At 58.9% G+C, this 19,178-nt stretch carries 10 protein-coding genes; 7 read left to right on the top strand and 3 right to left on the bottom strand.

The annotated features are described in order from the left end of the window. Nucleotides 1–2 precede the first annotated feature (2 nt). The 3 genes from FHS83_RS14060 to FHS83_RS14070 all read left to right on the top strand — a co-directional run bounded on the left by FHS83_RS14060 (nucleotide 3) and on the right by FHS83_RS14070 (nucleotide 6,939). The gene (locus tag FHS83_RS14060; protein WP_167083572.1) at nucleotides 3–1,442 is read left to right on the top strand and encodes an aldehyde dehydrogenase family protein; all 1,440 of its coding nucleotides are present in this window, start codon (nucleotides 3–5) and stop codon (nucleotides 1,440–1,442) included. 426 nt (nucleotides 1,443–1,868) lie between these two features. Continuing rightward, nucleotides 1,869–4,652: a TonB-dependent receptor gene (locus FHS83_RS14065; protein WP_167083573.1), complete on the top strand. Its 2,784-nt coding sequence runs from the start codon at nucleotides 1,869–1,871 to the stop codon at nucleotides 4,650–4,652. A gap of 82 nt (nucleotides 4,653–4,734) precedes the next feature. Continuing rightward, nucleotides 4,735–6,939, top strand: a complete 2,205-nt coding sequence (locus FHS83_RS14070) for a S9 family peptidase (RefSeq protein WP_167083574.1) — start codon at nucleotides 4,735–4,737, stop codon at nucleotides 6,937–6,939. 3 nt (nucleotides 6,940–6,942) lie between these two features. On the opposite strand, the gene FHS83_RS14075 is transcribed toward FHS83_RS14070, so the two are convergent. Continuing rightward, nucleotides 6,943–8,451, bottom strand: coding sequence for a glycoside hydrolase family 27 protein (locus FHS83_RS14075; RefSeq protein WP_167083575.1), 1,509 nt, complete (start codon nucleotides 8,449–8,451; stop codon nucleotides 6,943–6,945). A 94-nt stretch (nucleotides 8,452–8,545) separates the two neighbouring features. Here FHS83_RS14075 and FHS83_RS14080 point away from each other — a divergent pair, with 94 nt between their 5' ends. Beyond that, nucleotides 8,546–11,242 (top strand): DUF5695 domain-containing protein, encoded by a 2,697-nt coding sequence (locus FHS83_RS14080; RefSeq protein ID WP_208414764.1) that lies wholly within the window; start codon nucleotides 8,546–8,548, stop codon nucleotides 11,240–11,242. A gap of 38 nt (nucleotides 11,243–11,280) precedes the next feature. Here the strand turns inward: FHS83_RS14080 and FHS83_RS14085 are convergent, their stop codons facing one another. Further along, a complete protein-coding gene (locus tag FHS83_RS14085; RefSeq protein WP_167083576.1) occupies nucleotides 11,281–11,934 on the bottom strand; it encodes a GntR family transcriptional regulator in 654 nt (217 codons plus the stop codon). 224 nt (nucleotides 11,935–12,158) lie between these two features. Between FHS83_RS14085 and FHS83_RS14090 the strand changes: the two genes are divergently transcribed. Further along, nucleotides 12,159–13,340 (top strand): M24 family metallopeptidase, encoded by a 1,182-nt coding sequence (locus tag FHS83_RS14090; RefSeq protein ID WP_167083577.1) that lies wholly within the window; start codon nucleotides 12,159–12,161, stop codon nucleotides 13,338–13,340. 8 nt (nucleotides 13,341–13,348) lie between these two features. On the opposite strand, the gene FHS83_RS14095 is transcribed toward FHS83_RS14090, so the two are convergent. Continuing rightward, nucleotides 13,349–15,076, bottom strand: a complete 1,728-nt coding sequence (locus tag FHS83_RS14095; RefSeq protein WP_208414776.1) for a DUF885 domain-containing protein — start codon at nucleotides 15,074–15,076, stop codon at nucleotides 13,349–13,351. 138 nt (nucleotides 15,077–15,214) lie between these two features. Here FHS83_RS14095 and FHS83_RS14100 point away from each other — a divergent pair, with 138 nt between their 5' ends. Next, complete coding sequence (locus tag FHS83_RS14100) at nucleotides 15,215–17,590, top strand: glycoside hydrolase family 127 protein (protein ID WP_167083578.1); 2,376 nt, start codon at nucleotides 15,215–15,217, stop codon at nucleotides 17,588–17,590. After that, nucleotides 17,590–19,131: a family 43 glycosylhydrolase gene (locus FHS83_RS14105; protein ID WP_167083579.1), complete on the top strand. Its 1,542-nt coding sequence runs from the start codon at nucleotides 17,590–17,592 to the stop codon at nucleotides 19,129–19,131. The genes FHS83_RS14100 and FHS83_RS14105 overlap by 1 nt, the downstream gene beginning before the upstream one ends. Nucleotides 19,132–19,178: the final 47 nt, after the last annotated feature.

Here is a 19,178-nt window from a genome sequence, read left to right on the forward strand (position 1 = left end):
CAATGACTGAGACCATCACCCTGCAGCATCATGTGGCGGGCAAGCTCGTATCGGGCGCCACCGCCTTTGAGCAGCCCAATCCTGCCGATCCAAACGATCTCGTCATCGTCGGCCCGGAAGGCGATACGGCGCTTGCTGATGAGGCGAGTGCGGCGGCGCGTTCGGCGGTGGCTGCTCTGGCAGCGGGTGGGGTGGAAAAGCGTGCCGATAGCCTGGCCGCGATTGGCCGTACACTGATGGCCCGCGTGCCGGAACTCGCCGTGTTGATCGCGCGCGAGACCGGAAAGACAGTGCCGGATGCCAAGGGTGAAATCATCCGCGCGGCGCGCCTGTTCGAATTCTTCGCGGGCGAAACCATCCGCAATGTGGGTGAGATGTTCGATTCCACCCGTCCGGGCGTGACGGTGGAAGTGAGCTACGATCCCGTCGGTGTGGTCGCGGCGGTGACGCCGTGGAATTTCCCGATTGCCATTCCGGCCTGGAAGATCGCGCCCGCCATCGCCTTTGGGAATGCGGTTCTGTGGAAGCCCTCGGAATATTCCTCGGCCACCGCCGCCGCCTTGATGGAGGTGATCGCTGGCGCCGGACTTCCCGATGGCGCGGTGAACATGATTTTGGGTGCCGGTGGGGCAGGCAAGGCCGTCACCGAAGCTTCTGGCGTGGATGCGGTCTCCTTCACTGGTTCCGCCACTACGGGCCAGCTCGTGCGCAAGGCCGCCGCGGCCAGCGGGCGCCGCATGCAGCTTGAGATGGGCGGCATCAATGCGCTGGTGATCGCGGCCGATGCCGATATCCCGAGCGCGGTGGAATGTGCGCTGAATGGCGCCTTCTTCGCGGCGGGCCAGCGCTGCACTGCCACCTCGCGTATCATTGTGGATGACAGCATTGCCGATGCCTTCGTCGCTGCGCTCACGGCTCGGATGCAGAGCGTTGTTGTGGGCGATCCGCGCGATGCCAAAACGCAAGTTGGCCCGCTGGTGTCCTTGCGCCAGAAGGCGGCGATCTCCGCGCTCACAGAGCGCGTGGAAGCGGTGACGGTACCGGTGATCGGCGGCACGAAACAGGAAATGCCGCATGCCTTCTTCGCGCTGACCTTGTTCGATGGCCTGACGGGCGATCACATCTTTGGCGCCGATGAAATCTTCGGGCCGGTGGCGGGTGTCTATCGTGCCAAGGATTTTGATGAGGCGCTGGCGCTGGTGAATGGCTCTAAGGCCAATCTCTCCGCCGGGCTCTGCACCAAATCGCTGAAATATGCGCAGGTGTTCAAGAAGAAGGTGCATGCGGGCGTGGTGACGATCAACCTGCCGACCGCGGGCATCGATTATCACGCGCCCTTCGGCGGCGTCGGGGCTGCAAGCTATGGCCCGCGCGAGCAGGGGCGGTCGGCGCGCGATTTCTACACCGAGCTGAAGACGACCTACCTCAGCCCGGGCGTCTAATTCTCCACACCGGAATCAGATGGGCCGCCACCGCGGCCCATTTTTTTTGCCTTCGGCGCTGCTTGCAATCGCGTCAGGCCGTCCAGGGGGATCGAAAGCGCGCGCGGGAACCCATTCGCCCGCAATCCTTTGTAGTATACTATTTTCATGCCAGGGTACCGTGTTGTCTGACATAATAATCGCCAGCCCTCATACGGGCACATCAGCCTTAATGCGCAGAAGAGGCATATTTACTGCGCAAAAATGGTAACGATAGCATCTATATTGCACAAATTGGCGGCGAACCGGGTAGATGCTTGCATATGCGCCGCAAAAAAATTGTCATCTAAATGCCGAACGTGCCCTGCGACCGATTGCGTGCAGTCGTATATCGTATAATATTTTTCTCAGCGTTTTGTAATAATGAGGGAAAGGGGCACATTCTCCATGAAGCTTAAGACCAAACTCTTGGCCGCGACCAGTCTTGCCGCGGGCGTGTTCAGCTTCCAGGCGTCCATGCAGCTTGCCTATGCGCAGGCTGCGCAGGAACCCGAGACCATCGAAACCGTGGTGGTGTCAGGCATCCGCGGCAGCTTGACCAAATCGGCCCAGATCAAGCGCGATTCCAAGCAGATCGTTGACGTCGTGTCCGCCGAAGACGTTGGTAAGCTCCCGGACAACAATGTCCCGGAAGCCCTGGCCCATGTCACCGGCGTGCAGATCGAGCGCATGCATGGCGAAGGTTCGTCCATCTCCATTCGCGGTCTCAGCAGCGTTGCAACCACCTTGAACGGCAACGCGGCCAGCTCCGGTTCGGATCGCGCGATGAACCTGTCCGATATTCCGGCGGAATTGTTGAAGGCCGTGACGGTTTATAAATCCCGCTCCGCCGATCAGGTTGAAGGCGGTATGGGCGGCACCGTGAATGTCGATCTACGCCGGCCGCTGGATCTGCCGTTCGGCTGGACTTTGGCAGGCAGCGTGCGCGGCGTTTACAGCGACCTTGGTGGCACCTACAGCCCCTATACCAGCGCGCTGATTGCCAATCGCTTCGACACCGCGCTGGGCGAGATGGGTTTCCTGCTGAACCTCTCCTATACCCAGAACAATTACTTCGAGAATTTCATCGAAAGCGAGTCCCCGGATCCGTTCTTTGACAAGGATCAGTCGACTCTGCCGGGCAATATCCATGCCTTGAATGGCGGTGTCGGCCCGATCGCGCCCTATGCGATCAATTACGGCGTCGAGCAGGGTGCAACCACGCGTCCCTCCGTCAATCTTTCGACGCAGTGGAAAGCAAACGATCATCTCGATTTCGTGCTGGAAGGTGCTTACATCTCCAGCAAGGACAAGCTGCACCGCGATCGCCTGCATATGGTGGTGCGCAACGGGACCTATAATCTCTCGAATATCCAGATGATGCCGGACGGGCAGACGCTGAAATCGGCGACCTTCACTTCCGCGGATGGCACCAGCCCAGTCAATGGCGGCCCGGAATCCTATTTCACCCGCACCAACCGCGACGAGTTCAACACCAATCTCGAAGCGCATTACCACTTCGACCGTTTGCAGGTGAATGCGAGCGCGCAATATAACTGGAGTTCGTCCAAATACTTCACGCTCGGCACCTATTCGCGTTTCCAAGGCGCGACGTCGGCTGTGGTGGACGTGAATTCCTCCACGGTTCTTGGCGGCGGGCCCTTCGTCCAATTCAACAACACCGATTTGAACGACGTCTCGCAATACCGCTTGTTCCAGCTCCATGACGAAGTGGGGCACTCCAAGAGCCAGGAATTCGATACCCAGGCCGATGCGACCTATCAGGTGAGCGAGGATTGGTATCTGCGTAGCCTGCAAGCGGGCTATCGCTACTCCAACCGCCATACGCAGAAGGATTTCGGCTATCGTGACGCCATTTTCTACGATAGCGCCACGACGAAGAACAACACGCACTATATGCCGATGAGCGCGTTCCCGTCCTGCGGTAATGCCAGCGAGAAGGTCAAGCCTGATGTGTCGGGGGCGGATATTCCCTCCTGGTATCGTCTGTCATCCTCCTGCATTCTCGATAATTACGCGGCGGTGCGTAACTACATCGCTACCTCGCCGATGGCTTCGAAGGGCCGCTACGATTGGTCGAGCAATGAGCCGCCGAATATCGATCTGACCAATTCCTATAACGACCACGAATACACTTTTGCCGGCTATGCCCAGGCAAATTGGGGCGCCAATTTGTATTTCCCGGTTGAAGGCCAGCTCGGCGTGCGTGCCGTTCAGACCTGGGGCGATGTGCTCAGCACGGATTACACCGACAATCAGGATGCGAAGGGTAACTGGTTCACCACCATTACTCCGCATTCGGCGAATAAGAGCTATTTCGACGTGATGCCGAACGCCAATGCACTGGTGCATTTCTCGGATAAGCTGCAGCTTCGTCTGTCCTATTTCTATCAGGTGGACCGTCCCGCGTTTTGGGATGCCTCGGCCTGGCAGAGCATCAACGTTCCCAACAAAATCATTTGGGCGGGCAATCCTGATCTGCACTCGATGCGTGAGCATAATTACGACGCATCGCTGGAATACTTCTTCGGCAAGGCGGGCCAGGTCTCGCTTGGCTACTTCCTGAAGAAGCCGCATGGCTGGTTCTACTATGCGGGCATTCCGATCAACGATCCGAGCAGCCCCTATAACGGCTACACGCTCTATCAGAATCGCAATGCCAAGCCCGGCACCTTCGAAGGTCTGGAATTCTCTACCCAGAGCTTCTTTGATTTCCTGCCTGGCTTCTGGTCGAACTTCGGCGCCAGCGCCAACGGCACGCTCATGACGTCGTACACCATCATGTACGACTATCTGAATCCCAAGGTGAACACCGACCTTGCGAGCGTTCCGGGGGTCTATAACGCCGAAAACGTTTCGCGCTACACCTATAACCTTGCCTTGTTCTATGACACGCCGGAGTTCAGCGCCCGTTTGGCCTATAACTACCGCGCCAAATGGCGTGTCAGCGTCTGGCAGGATGCGGTGGCCTATTCGCCGTATAACGATGCCACCTCGCGGCTCGATGCGGCGGTCAACTTCACGCCCTACAAGTGGGTCACCTTCAGTGTCGAAGGCTCCAACCTGCTCGGCGAGAACAACCGCACGCAATGGGGTAAGGACGATAAGATGCCGCTCGGTCTGCGCATGCAGGCGCGTACAGTTCAGTTGAGCGCGCGCTTCCGCTACTAAGTTCATCTTTCCTATGGAATGGGCAATCGGTCTTCGCCGGTTGCCCATTTCTGTCTAGCTCTGATTTGGTGAGGGGGAAAAGTTGCGTACACGCTTCGCTGCCTTTGGCGTTTTGGCTTTGCTGCTCGGGCCTGCTTGGGCCGCGCCGGGAGAAGAGGTCAATCTTTCCTCCCTGGTCACCAACTTCGAACTCGGAGCGCATTTTGTTTCCGGAAGTGCCGTTCTTTATCGATTGAACCGCGAGGAAATTCGGCTCGCTGATCCCAAGAGCGGGAACAGTGAGCTCATCGCGCGGGTGTCCGCCATCAAGGCGCTGCTTGCCGCCAAGCTCACGGATAAAGACGATGTCACGCCGCTGGATTACGATGCAGCCAAAAAAACGCTGAAGCTGAGGGCTGGGGGCAAGATTTGGTCTTATGACCTTGCCAAGAATTCCGTCAGCGAAGCGGGCGGCGAACCACCGCGTGCTGAAAAGCAGACCGAAGTGGAATCCCCTGACCACAAGCACAAGGTCATTGCCAGAAACTACAATCTCTATCTGGTCGACAAAGCGACGGGCAAGGAAACCGCGCTGACGGCGGATGGCTCTTTTGATCGCCATTACGGCCAGAATTATGCGCTGATGGCCGATATGGTGGAGGCGAACAGCGAAACCCCACCGATCAATCTGGCGGTGCAGTGGTCGCCGGATTCCAAGAAGCTTCTCACCTATCGCCTGTCACGCAACAACGCCTATATCTGGCACGCGATTCAGCAAACCCCGAGGGATAGCCGCTTTCCGCGGACCTTCACTTTCGTTTATCCCACCGCGGGCGCCAAGGATGTGCCGCAGATCGAGCCGATCCTGATCGATGTGGAAAAGGCGATAGCGAAAAAGAAAACCGCGATCACCACGCTGAAAGTGCCCGCGCTCTCGCTTTTGTGGCCCGGTGATCCGCCGCTGTGGTGGGAGGGGGACCATATTCTTTATGAATGGACCGCGCGCGGTTATGGCGAGGTCAATCTTTACGAAATCGATCCCGTCACGGGTGTAGCGACGGTGCGTGTGCATGAAGCCGTTAAGCCGCTGGTCACGGTCACCTCCAGCGCCATTCGCAGCGAGCCGGAGCTGGGCGGCTATCTCAATATCTCCGAGCGCAATGGCTGGGCGCAGCTCTATTACCTTCCAAAAGGCAGTGATCCCGCGGGCGGGCGGGCACTGACCTCCGGTGCTTGGGAAGTCTCAGAAATTCTGCGTACAGAGAAGAGCCGCGTGCTTTTTACCGGCAATGGCCGCGAGGCGAATTCAAACCCTTATAACCACGCGCTCTATAGCGTCACGCTGGATGGCACGCTGAAGCTCCTCACGCCGGAGCCTTACGACCATCGCGTCACGCTGTCGGAGGATGGCGCCTGGTTTATCGACCGCATGTCCTCACCAGCGCTGCCGTCGCAAACATTGCTGCGCTCGACCGAAGACGGAAAGATCGTCGCGCGGCTGGGTGAGGCCGATCCAACGCCGCTGAAAGAGGCGGGCTATGCCCCGGTCGAACCGTTTGAAATGCTGGTGGAGGATGGCAAGACCAAACTCTACGGCGCGATCTTCCGGCCCAAGAATTTCGATCCTTCCAAGAAATATCCGGTAATCGATTACGTCTATACCGGGCCGACCACGCATAACTATCCCGAAAGCTATGGCGCCAGCTTGGGCCGGATGGAAAGCACGCTGGCCTCGCTTGGCGTGATCGTCACGGTGATCGATGGGCGCGGCACCTCGCAGCGCGGCCAAGCCTTCCGCCTTCCGGCTTATCAGAATATGGGCGAGGTGGGAATCGATGATCACATCGCCATGATGAAGGCGATGGCGGCGAAGTATCCCTACATGGATCTCAGCCGCGTTGGCGTTTATGGCCATTCGGCGGGCGGTTATGATGCCGCGCGCTTCATCTTACGCCGGCCGGATTTCTTCAAGGCGGCTGTGGCAAGCGCGGGCACGCATGATCTGCGTCTCGACAAAGCCTGGTGGCCGGAAGTGACCATGGGTCTTGCCGATGACGCCACTTGGGATCGCAACTCCAACATTGCGGTGGCGGGAAATCTGAAAGGCAAGCTCCTCATCGTGCATGGCGAGACGGACGACAATGTCCCGATCACCGCCTCGCTGCGCTTGCACAAGGCGCTCATCGATGCAGGTAAGCTGCATGAATTCGTGATGGTGCCGAACAGCACCCACCACACGGTGTTCCAGCCTTATTACTGGAAGATGCTGCTCGATTTCTTCCAGCGCAATTTGGTGGAGGCGAAATAGCTTTCAAGGCCAAGCGCGCAGCAGGATCACGCCATGGGCGGGAACATCATACTGCGCACTGGCCGTCACATCCTGATGCGCCCAGAGATCGCGCAGCTTGGCAGGCACGGGCAAGCCGATCTCCTGCCAATTCAGCGCGATCTCTTGTGGCGTAGCGCTGCGATTAAAGAGGCCAACCGCGACCGAACCATCGGCCAATTTCTTGGTCCAGATCTCGCGCGAGCCGGACTTCTTGACCGGCAAGCCCTGCGTACCCGCCTTGTCCTGATCGATGGCGATGACCTCCCGATTGCTCAGTATCTCCAGCGTTTGTGGAGACATCTTGCGCACATCATTGCCCAGGATCAGTGGCGCGGCCATCAGCGCCCACAGGCTGAAATGGGTTTTGTATTCGTCGGCGCTCATGCCGCCATTGCCGACTTCCAGCATATCGGGATCGTTCCAGCCATTGGGGCCGGTATGGTTGGGTATGCCATTCTTATCGAAGCCGATCTTCGCCATGGCGGCGTAGCTATCTTCGATATCGCCGGTGGTGCGCCACAAATGCCCGCCCACCGCGCGGCCCCAGCTTCCCACATCAAAACGGCCATATTCGCATAAGGAATAGACGATGGGGCGCCCCGCCGCCGCCAAGGCTTCGCCCATTTCCTGATAAGTGCCATAGACGGTATCGGCGGTGTTATAGAAGGCCTCACCGGAGCAAAGATCGTATTTCAGATAATCGATGCCCCATTGCGCGAAGCTCTTGGCGTCTTGTTGGATATGCCCATAAGAGCCTTCGAAGCCAGCGCAGGATTTCGGCCCAGGCGAAGTGTAGATGCCGAGCTTCAGGCCTTTCGCGTGCACATAATCGGCCAGCGCCTTCATATCGGGAAATTTTGCGTTCGGCTGCAAGCTGCCATCCTTGGCGCGCGTGCCCTGCCAGCCATCGTCGATGTTCACATATATATAGCCAGCATCGCGCAAGCCGGAGGAGACCAGCGCATCGGCGATCTCACGGATCGAGCGGTCATCGATGTCGGTGGCGAATTTGTTCCAGGAACTCCAGCCCATGGGCGGAGTGGCGGCGAGATTTTGCTGTGGCACAACCCGGCGCGGGGGCAGGGTGGTGGTTTTGAAATCGAGCGCCTGCAGCGCTTTCGCCGTTCCCTTATGCGCTTTGACATCGAAGACCTGGTCCCACAGCTTGCCGCGCATGGAGAGGGAGGCGCCGTGACGCTCCAAAACAATGTCTTCCATTTTTACGCGCGGATTGCCGTTGAAGAGGTGGAAGATCAGCTTGCCGTCCTCCACACGCATGTCGCGCATGGTTAGGTCGCCATACCAGCGCGAGGTGACCATGCCTTGCCACGCCCCATCGTGTTGTTGAACGGTGATGCGGGTGAAGCCGGGAAAGTCCGGCGAGGCTTCCACAATCCAGCCGCCGCTTAAGGCGGGCGAAGCTGCCGAGGCTGATGAGGCGAGTAACAGAGCCGTGAAGGCCACGCCAATCTTGGCAATTCGTGTGCGCATCGCGCATTCCCCAGTAGTCTTCAAAATCGTATAATATATACTTGAAGGCGATTGCCTATGCCGATTAGATGGCGGACGTCTTTATTTTGAGGGAATGATGAAGCGGAGCGTTGCGCGAAAATCCTTGGTGGGCTTGGGGCTGGCGGCGATCGTGTTGATGTTCCCGGTCGCGGCAAAGCCCGTTGCCGATACGGTCACGCAGAAGTTCGAGACGCCCGAATTCCGTCTCTCGCTGCAACAGAATTCGCAGACCCTGGTCTCCCTGGCGCCAAAAGCCGCCTCGGATGGGTTTGATTTCGCGCCCTCAGGCCGTTTCAAAACCCGCCTTGGCAATGGCGCCTATCGCTTGGGCGATATCGACCTGCGTGTCCGCAGCGCGGGCGAGGCGGAGTGGCATGATTACTCCAGCGCCTTCAAGCGCGCGGCGGTCAAGCCGCTGGCGAAAGAGGCGGGTGTGCTGGCAGCGGCCGATATCTCGGCAAGTGTTGGTGGGCCAATAAAAGTCGAGCGCCGCTGGGTGCAAGAGGGGGGCAAGCTCGCGCTGCGTTTCACCTTGACCAACACCTCGGAGGTGGCGGTGGAAGTTGGCGGCCTCGGCATCCCGATGATCTTCGACAATATCATCACCGGCCGCACGCTGGATGAAGCGCATGAGAAGGCGTCGTTCTATGATCCTTATGTCGGGCGTGATGCGGGTTATCTGCAGGTGAACCGGCTGAACGGCAGAGGCCCCTCCTTGCTGGTGCTGCCGGAAGCCGGAACGCCCTTCGAGCTCTATAAGCCCATCCTGAATGCGCGCAACGCGGACAAGTCGCTCAAGATTTATAACGACCCCGAACAGCGCAATATGACCTTCGAAGGCTTTTATGACTGGATGGTCACCTCGAAAGGCTTCGCGGATACGGAATGGAAGGGCGTTTCGCAATGGAATGAAACGACCTCCTTCACCTTGGCGCCGGGTGCGAGCCGCACCATCGGTGTTCGTTTTGTCACCGCGCCATCGGTGCGCAAGATCGAAGCCACGCTGATAGCGGAGGGGCGCCCCGTCGCCGTCGGCCTGCCGGGCTATATCGTGCCGACCGATATGAAGGCACAGCTTTTCCTGCACGCGCCCGCCGCGGTGAAATCGGCTGAGGTTTTCCCAGCGGGTGCCTTGAAGCTTGGCACGCCGGAAGCCGTACGCGATGGCTGGATGAAATATTCCGTGCAAGGCGTAAGTCTTGGCCGGGCGCGTCTCACGCTCACCTATGCTGATGGCACGGTGCAGACCATCCATTATCTTGTGACCAAGCCTGAAGCTGAGGCGGTCGCCGATATGGGCCGTTTCCTCTTTTCCAAGCAGTGGTATGAAAATCCCAACGACCTCTTTCATCGCAGCCCCTCGGTGATGGGCTATGACAAGGAAGAGGGCCATATCATCACGCAAGATAACCGCGTCTGGGTCGCTGGCCTCAGTGATGAAGGCGGGGCGGGCGGCTGGCTCGCCGCGGCGATGAAGGAACTCGATAATCCGGTGCCGGAGGAGGTCGCCAAATTCGAGCGCTTCGCCAACGAGACCTTGTGGGGCCACATCCAGGTCAGCGAAGGCCCGGAGAAATACGGCGTCAGGAAATCCATCTTCTATTACGACCCGGAACATTTCCCGGCGGGCACCTATGATCCCAAGCTGAATTGGAAAACCTGGGCCTCGTGGGACAAGAAGGGCGCGGATGATATCGGCCGCTCCTTCAACTATCCCCATGTCGCCGCCGCATGGTGGATGCTCTATCGCGTCGGGCGTTATCATGAAGGCTTGGTGACCCAGCCCTGGCAGACTTATCTGACGCGCGCCGCTGAGACCATCAAGGCGATGATGGTGAAGGCACCGTACTACACCCAGTTCGGCCAGATGGAAGGCGATGTCTTTGTTGCCATCCTGAAGGATCTGAAGCGTGAGGGCATGACGGCTGAGGCGTCCGAGATCGAAGCCTTGATGAAAACCCGCGCCGATCATTGGAAGACGCTGAAATATCCCTTCGGCTCGGAAATGCCGTGGGATTCCACCGGCCAGCCGGAAGTCTATGCCTGGATGCGGTATTTCGGCTATCAGGATCAGGCGGCGGCGACGCGCGAGGTGATCCTCGCTTATGATCCCACCATCCCGCATTGGGGCTATAACGGTTCGGCGCGCCGCTTCTGGGATTTTCTCTATGCCGGGAAAATCTCGCGTATTGAGCGTCAGCTCCATCATTACGGCTCATCCAACAACGCGCTGCCACTGTTCGATTCCTATCGCGCCAATCCGGAGGACTTCTATCTCTTGCGCGTGGCCTATGGCGGCTTGATGGGTTCGCTCAGCAATATCGACGAAAACGGTTTTGCCTCGGCGGCCTTCCATTCCTTCCCCGATATGATGAAGTTCGATCCCATCAATGGCGATTACGGCTCAAGCTTCTTTGCCCATGCTTATGCGGCGGCATCCTATCTCGTGAACCATCCGGTCTTCGGCTGGGTCGGCATGGGCGGCAATGTCTCGGAGGCCAATGGCAAGGTCGTGATCGCGCCCAAGGATAGCGCGCGCACCCGTCTCTTCATCGCGCCGGAAAAGCTCTGGCTCACGCTGGACGCGGGCAAGATCGACGCGGCTGCCTATGATCCCAAAAGCGGCTCCGTGGTGCTGACGCTCGCGCCCAAGGATGCGCACACGTCAAAGGCAGTGCTCAACATCGCGGGCGGTTATCACCTCGCGCAAGGTGGTACTGTGGTCGCGCTGGATGCTAAGCCCGTTGAGGTCATGTTGGTGAAGAACTAAGCTTAAAAAAGGCCGCCTCAAAAGGGCGGCCTTTAATATTAGCTGTTCTGGATTTCGATCTGGTTTCGCAAATCTTCCAGAGTGGAGGCGATGTGGTCATACATCATGCTCTCGACCACTTTGGATTGCCCGGCGCACCAGGCCTCGAACATCTCAGTATGTTCCTTCTTGGCGCGCTTGCGGCGGCCAGCCGGTTCCAGATGCTTATGCACATAGCGTTCGGCGATCAGGTTCAGCCGCTCAATAATGCTGACGGTGATCAGCTGGCGGATCGGGCGCACCAGCGTCATATGAAATTCGCGGTTCAAACGGCCCACGGCAACGCGATCGTTGGCGGCGGCTTTGTCGAGCAGGTTCAGCGCGGTCCGTGCGATGGCCTTGTCTTCGGCGGTCGCTTTCTTGGCCGCGCGGCCCACCGCTTCCGGCTCCATCTTCAGGCGCAAGGCATAGACTTCCTCTGCCTCTTTGGCCGAAAGCGGGTAGACGAAAAAGCCGCGATTGGTGACCGACTGCAAAAGCCCATCTCGTTCGAGCCGCGCAAAGGCTTCACGCAAGGGGATTTTGCTGACGCCCAGTTCCTTGGCCAGCGCGTCCTGCCGGATGGGAAGATTGGCGGGCAGCTCGTTCGACAAGATCCGGTCGCGGACCAAGCTGTAGACTTGCTCCGACAGGGTCTTGGCGACGATCGTCATTCTCGGTTTTTCCGCGTTTTCGGGTGCTGAGGCGCTGTGCTCTGTCGACATCATCTGTTTCCAGCGGTTACCCGCCGTTCTGGCCTTGGGGACGAAGGCTATTGTGGCTGGCGATCGTTGCCAGATAACGTATACTATCAGGCCGTCTCCCTCCAAGAAAGACCGTGCTTGTCGCTCCCTTTGGCAAGGCGGACGGCCTTTTCCCAACTGGATATGAAGCCCAAATGACGATCGAAGCTGTTCTTGCTGAACTGACCCCGCCCGTAAGCCTTGCTGCCCCCATTTCCCGGGATGAGCGCCTGGCCCGACTCGAAAAGGCGCGCCGCCTGACGCGCGATTTGGGGGCTGAGGCGCTTTTGATCAATGCCGGGTCAAGCATCGACTATTTCACGGGGCTGCGCTGGGGTGTTTCGGAGCGTTTGACGGCGCTGTTCTTACCCGTTTCGGGCGACCCCATCATTGTTTGTCCCTATTTCGAACGCGGCTCGGTTTTGGCGGGACTGCAGGTCGAAGCCGATTTGCGGCTTTGGCAGGAAGATGAGAGCCCCTATGCCCTGATCGGGGATGCCATGCGCGCCAAGGGGCTGACGAAGCTTGCGGTCGATCCCTCCATCTCCTTCGAAATGGTCCATGCGCTGGGCAAACAAACGGGGCTTTCGATTCTGGAAGCCGGGCCGGTCATTCGCGGCTGCCGCCTGTGCAAGTCGCCCGGCGAGCTCGCCATCATGCAGCAGGCGATGGACATGACCTTGGCGGTGCATAAGGCGACTCAAAAGATCCTCCGCGAAGGCATCACCACGGCGGAAGTCGAGAATTTCATCGAAGCGGCGCATCGGAAAATGGGCGCCTCCGGCAATTCCTTCTGCATCGTGCAATTCGGCCGTGGTACGGCCTATCCCCATGGGTTGCCGGGCGTGCAGGCCCTGAAAGAGAATGACCTTGTGCTGGTGGATACCGGCTGTTTCGTGCAGGGCTACACCTCCGACATCACCCGCACCTATAGCTTCGGCAAGCCGACTGATCGCCAGCGCCAGATTTGGGATATTGAGAAGGAAGCCCAGGCGGCCGCTTTCGCCCGCGTTGCGGTGGGCGTACCCGCCGAAGAGGTGGATGCCGCCGTGCGCCGCGTGCTCGAAAAGCATGGGTTGGGGCCGGAGTATAAACTTCCGGGCACGCCGCATCGCACCGGCCATGGCATCGGCCTATCGATCCATGAAGCGCCGTTTATCGTGCGGGGCGACAAGACGCTGCTCGATGTCGGCATGTGTTTTTCGGATGAACCGATGATCGTGGTGCCGGGCGAGGATGGAACCGAATTCGGCGTTCGCCTGGAAGACCACATCCACGTAACAGAAAAAGGGGCCGCGTGGTTCACGCAGCCCCAGCAAGATATCTTTACCGCCTGATATCCGTCTTATTCTTCGTCGGGGTAGGGGCCTTTGCCCCCCTCGGCGATGAATTGATCGATCCGCGCCTCGAGCACCGGCAACGGCACCGAGCCCAAGGACAGTACGGTGTCGTGGAAGGCGCGGATGTTGAACTTTTCGCCCAGCGCGGCCTCGGCCTTATGGCGCGCTTTCCAGATCGCCATCTCACCGAGGTAATAAGAAAGCGCCTGTCCCGGCCAGGCGATATAGCGATCCACCTCGGTCGCGATTTCATGATCGGCGAGCGCCGTGTTGTCGTGCAGGAATTGGCGGGCCTGTTCGCGCGTCCAGCCTTGGCTATGAATGCCGGTATCGACCACCAGCCGTGCTGCGCGCCACATCTGATAGCTCAGCATGCCGAAACGTTCATAAGGCGTCTCGTAGATGCCCATCTCCACACCCAGCCGCTCGCTATAAAGCGCCCAGCCTTCGCCATAGGCCGAGATGAAGCTGTCACGGCGGAAGGGCGGCAGGTTCTTGTTTTCCGACGCTAGCGGCATCTGGAAGGCATGACCCGGCGCGGATTCATGCAAGGTCAGCGCAGGCAGGGAATAGAGCGGGCGCGAGGGCAGGTTATAGGTGTTGACGAGATAGATGCCTGGGCCACCGCGGCCACCCGTATAGAAAGGTGCGATATCATCCGGTACTGGCTTGATGGCAAAACGCTGGCGCGGCAGATGGCCGAAATACTCGCCTGAGACGGCATCGAACTTTTTGGAAATCCAGGCCGCGCGATCCAAGAGGTCTTGCGGCTTCTTCACATAGAATTGAGGATCGGTACGCAGGAAGGCGAGGAAGGCGGCAAGATCGCCTTCGAACTTCACTTCCTTCATCACCTCGGCCATTTCGGCGCACAGAGAGGCGACTTCCTTCAGCCCGACCTCGTGAATATGCGCCGGATCGTCATGCATGGTGGTGTATTCGTAGATCTGCGCTTTATAGAAGTTCTTGCCATCCGGCAGGTCATACGCGGCGAGGGATTTTTGCGCGCCTGGCACATATTCATCGCGCAGGAATTTCAGCAGATTTTGATGCGCCGGAATCACGCTGTCTGAGATCGCCTTGCGGGCAGCCGCGCGCAGCTCTTCCTGTTTGGCGGCTGGAAGGCTCGCCAGCATGGTCTTGAACGGCGTGTAGTAGATGTTCTCTTCCACGTTCGGCGCGTTCAGCACCGATTGCACCGTGGCGTCGCGCCCTTCTAGCGTGACCTGGGGCAGGGTGAAGCCGCGCTTTAGGCCGGCCCGCATATTCTCGATATTCTCCTGGAAATAGCGGGGAATATCGTTCAGTTGGCTGATGTAATTGCGATAGTCCTCTTCGCGGCGGAAGCTGCCGCGTGCCATGCTGGCCAGATCGCCCCAGAAGGAGGTGTCGCCGGAAAGCGGGCGTTGATAGGTCTTATAGACCTGATCGGAAATCAGGGTCTCGATCTGATAGCGATAGACCTTGAAATCCACGCCGCGCTGCGCCGAGAGTTTGGCCGTGTCGATCTTGTCCAGGCGGTTCAAGACCTCGCGCCAATGGGCAAGGCGCTTTTGCTGCGCGGCTTCATTCACCACCGGCAGATGGGCTGTATGCGTTGCATTGGGCGTGTCTTCATCCGCCGCGAATTGATGCTGCCTCCATGTCCATTCCGCCTTGTACAGAGCTTCGAAAGCTTTGTTTTCGTCGTGCTTGGCGGTTGCGGCTTGGCTTGGAAGAATGAGATCACACATGCAGATTGCCGTCATCACTATGGGTAGGAACGCTTTCACAATAAGACCCCCGCTGCCTGGAACAAGAGAAGAGAACCGATTGCAGCGTAATCGTATACAGTATATCTAACAAGAGATGCTTCCGAGAAGGGGACTTGAATGCCGCGCCTTCACCGCCGTGATCTGTTGCGAAGCTCCGCATCTATGGCTGCGTTTGCAGCGCTATCTGGCGGAACGGCTCTAGCCGCACCGCAGCAGGGCCTCGCGCACCCCGTCGCACTGAAGAATGTGCGTCTCTTACCCTCGCCATACCGCACGGCGGTTGAAGCCAACCTCAAATACCTTCTGTCGTTGTCGGCGGATCGCTTCCTGCACAACTATCATAAGTTCGCAGGCCTCCCCGTGAAGGGCGAGCTTTATGGCGGCTGGGAAGCTGACACCATCGCGGGCGAGGGGCTTGGCCATTATTTGAGCGCTTTGGCGCTGATGTATGCCCAGACTGGCAATCAAGAGTGCAAAACCCGCATCGCTTATATCGTTTCGGAAATGGCCAAGGTGCAGGCCGCGCAAGGCGATGGCTATGTCGCCGGATTCTTGAGGAAGCGCAAAGACGGCACCATCGTGGATGGCAAAGAAATCTTCGCCGAAATCGCTGCGGGCGATATCCGCTCCACCGGGTTCGATCTGAACGGCGCCTGGTCGCCGCTCTACAACATCCACAAGGTGCTGGCGGGTTTGTTGGACGCCGAGGAACTGGTGGGCAATAAGCAGGCGCTGACCGTCTGCCTCGGCTTCGCCCGCTATCTCGATAAAGTGTTCGCGAAGCTCTCCGACGCGCAGATGCAGGATATGCTCTCCTGCGAATATGGCGGCATCAATGAAAGCTTTGCCGAGCTTTATGCCCGCACCAAGGATGCGCGTTGGCTGAAACTTGCTGAACGCATCTACGATAAGAAGAGTCTCGATCCCGTGCTGGCGGGCGAGGATCATCTCCCCAACACCCATGCCAATACCCAGATTCCGAAGATCATTGGCCTTGCGCGGATCGCGGAAGTCGGTGGGCCCGGCAGCTTCAAGCAAGGCGCGGCGTTCTTCTGGGATACCGTAGTGCACCATCACAGCTTTGTGATCGGCGGCAATGGCGACCGCGAATATTTCTTCGCGCCCGATACCACGGCGGATCATCTCACCGAACAGACCTGCGAGCATTGCGGCAGCTACAATATGCTGAAGCTGACGCGGCACCTCTATGCCTGGAAGCCGGATGCGGCGCTGTTCGATTATTACGAGCGCACCCAGCTCAATCACATTCTCGCGGCGCAGAATCCCAAGACGGGCATGTTCACCTATATGACCCCGATGATGTCGGGGGCAGAGCGTGGCTTCTCCGGGCCAGAGGATGCCTTCTGGTGCTGTGTGCTCTCGGGCATGGAAAGCCACGCCAAGCACGGCGATTCCGTCTATTGGGAATCCGGCAACACGTTTTTCGTGAACCTCTTCATTCCCTCCGAAGTGAAAAGCAGCTTCGGTGCCTGGCAGCTCCAGACGCGCTATCCCTATGAAGGCGATATTCACCTCAAATTGAACGCGCTGCATGCGCCGAAGGTTTTCGCGCTAGCCCTGCGTATTCCGGGCTGGGCTGAAAGCGCCGACATCACCATCAATGGCGAGAAGGTCGAGGCCGTCCGCGAGCATGGCTATGCGGTCCTGCGCCGTACATGGAAGGCAGGCGATGCGGTGACGCTCTCTCTGCCGCTGGCGCTTCGTCTTGAAACGGCGCCGGGCAGTGAACGCGCGGTGTCGATCCTGCGCGGGCCTATGGTGATGGGCGCTGATCTCGGCTCTGCCGAGAAGCCCTTTGAAGGTGTCGCGCCCGCTTTGGTCGGCGCGGATTTGCTCGCGGGCATCAAGCCGGTAGCGCCGCAAGATGCGGTCTATCGCACCGAAGGTATCGGCCGCCCTGGCGAACTCACCTTGAAGCCTTTCTATGCCCAGTGGGAAGAACGTTCGGCGCTCTATTTCAATCGCTACAGCGAGCCGGAATGGGCGAAATACCAAGCCGCCTATCTCGCCGAGCAAGCCCGGTTGAAAGACATTGCCGCCCGTTCGCTGGATGTGATGCATCTGGGTGAAATGCAGGCCGAGCATGATCACGCGCTGAAGGCGGAAACTTCCTATCCCGTGATTTATCGCGCCCGCAATGGCCGCGATGCGCGCGCTGGTGGCTTCTTCTCCTTCGAGATGGCCGCCCGCAAAGACGGCAAGGACCCTGGCGCGCTGATGCTCGCGGTCACCTATTGGGGCGGCGAGGTCAATCGCGATTTCAATATCGAGGTCGATGGCGCGCTTGTCGCGCATCAGCTCCTCACCGGTCAAAAGCCCGGCGAATGGCTCGATCTCGAATATGCGATCCCGCTGGAGCTGACCAAGGGCAAGGACAAGATCACCGTCCGCTTTGTCAGCTTGAATCGTAAATCCGTTGGTCCGGTCTTCGGCGTCCGTCTCTTCACCGCCGCGCCTTCAGGGGCAAAGTGATGCTGAAAGCTCTTTTTCTCAGCGGCGCGGCTTTTGCCTTGCCGCTCGCCGCCGCCGAGCCCATCGCCGTGACCGCGCCGCATAATCCGATCTTGTCGGACGGCACTTCATTTTCCGCCGATCCCGCGCCGCTGGTGGTGGGCGACACGCTTTACATTCTCGCCGGGCATGATGAAGCCGCGCCAGACCAGAATGATTTCATCATGAATGACTGGCAGCTTCTGGCGACCAAGGATGTCGCCTCCGGAAAATGGCTGCATTATCCGCGTTTCCTGAAACCCGAGGATGTCTTCAAATGGGCGACGCCGGGCCGCGCTTACGGTGCCCAGATCATCCAGGCGCCGAACAAGAAATTCTATCTCTACGCGCCGGTGATGCAGGCGAACTGTTCAGATAAGGATTGTTTCGGCATTGGTGTCGCGGTTGCTGACAGCCCGCTTGGGCCTTGGACTGATGCCCATCCCGCAGGTCCCATCATCTCGCAGCGCGCCCCCGTCGCCAACACTATCCAGAACATCGATCCCACGCCTTTCGTGGATGAGGATGGCCGCGTTTATATCTATTGGGGCACCTTCGGACAGCTGCGGGGTATCGAACTCGCCGCCGATATGATCACGCCCAAAGGCGAAGAGGTTGCGGTTAAATCGCTGAAAGGCTTTTTCGAAGCGCCTTGGCTCTTTAAGCGCAACGGCACCTATTACATGGCCTATGCGGGCAATCACGCGGGGCCGAACTCGGATTGCACCCCTGCCGTCTATCACGCCTGCATCGCCTATGGCTCCGCGCCGTCACCGCTCGGTCCTTGGACCTATCGCGGCGTGATCCTGCCGCCGGTCAGCTCCACCACTTCGCATGACGGGATCATTCAGTTCAAAGACAAATGGTATCTCGTCTATCATACCGCGGATGCCAAAGGTGGCGGTCATTTCCGCCGTTCCGTCGCGATCGATGAGATGCAATGGGACGATAGCGTTACCCCCGCCGCGATCAAACAGGTCACGCCGACGCCGCGCCCGCCTTCGGAAATCGGCCCGCAGCGCAATGTCGCCCCCGCTGCGAAAATCGTTGTCTCCAACGATCCCGTGCCGGTGCAATGTTGGAGCAAGGCGCTGAATGATGGCATCGTCCGGGTCAATCCGCTGCCACCCGATATGTGGGGCACCTGGAACGGCAATAACCCGCCCAAGCCCTGGATCGCTTATCAGTGGAGCGCGCCGGTCAAGCTGAACGCCTCGCGGATCACTTTCTGGGCGGATCATCCGGCAGGCGCGGGCGAGGGCGTTGCCCCGCCGAAATCCTGGCACCTTGAATATTGCGATGGCAGCGCCTGGAAGCCGGTCCATGCCACCTCCAGCTATGGCACCGAGACAGACAAATTCGTTGAGGTGACCTTTGAACCCGTCACCACCACATGTCTGCGAGCCGTTTTCGATGCCTCGCAGGCGGGGGGTGGCACGGCAGGCGTGGCGGTTGAGGAATGGGAGGCGCTATCGGTCGAACCCGTCAAGCTGCATCTCGGGGAAAGTCCGCAAGTTAAATAGGGGATTATCGCCCTCGCGGGGGCCGCCTCACGGATTTGGGACTTTGC

The organism is Rhizomicrobium palustre, assembly GCF_011761565.1.
GTDB classification, from domain to species: domain Bacteria; phylum Pseudomonadota; class Alphaproteobacteria; order Micropepsales; family Micropepsaceae; genus Rhizomicrobium; species Rhizomicrobium palustre.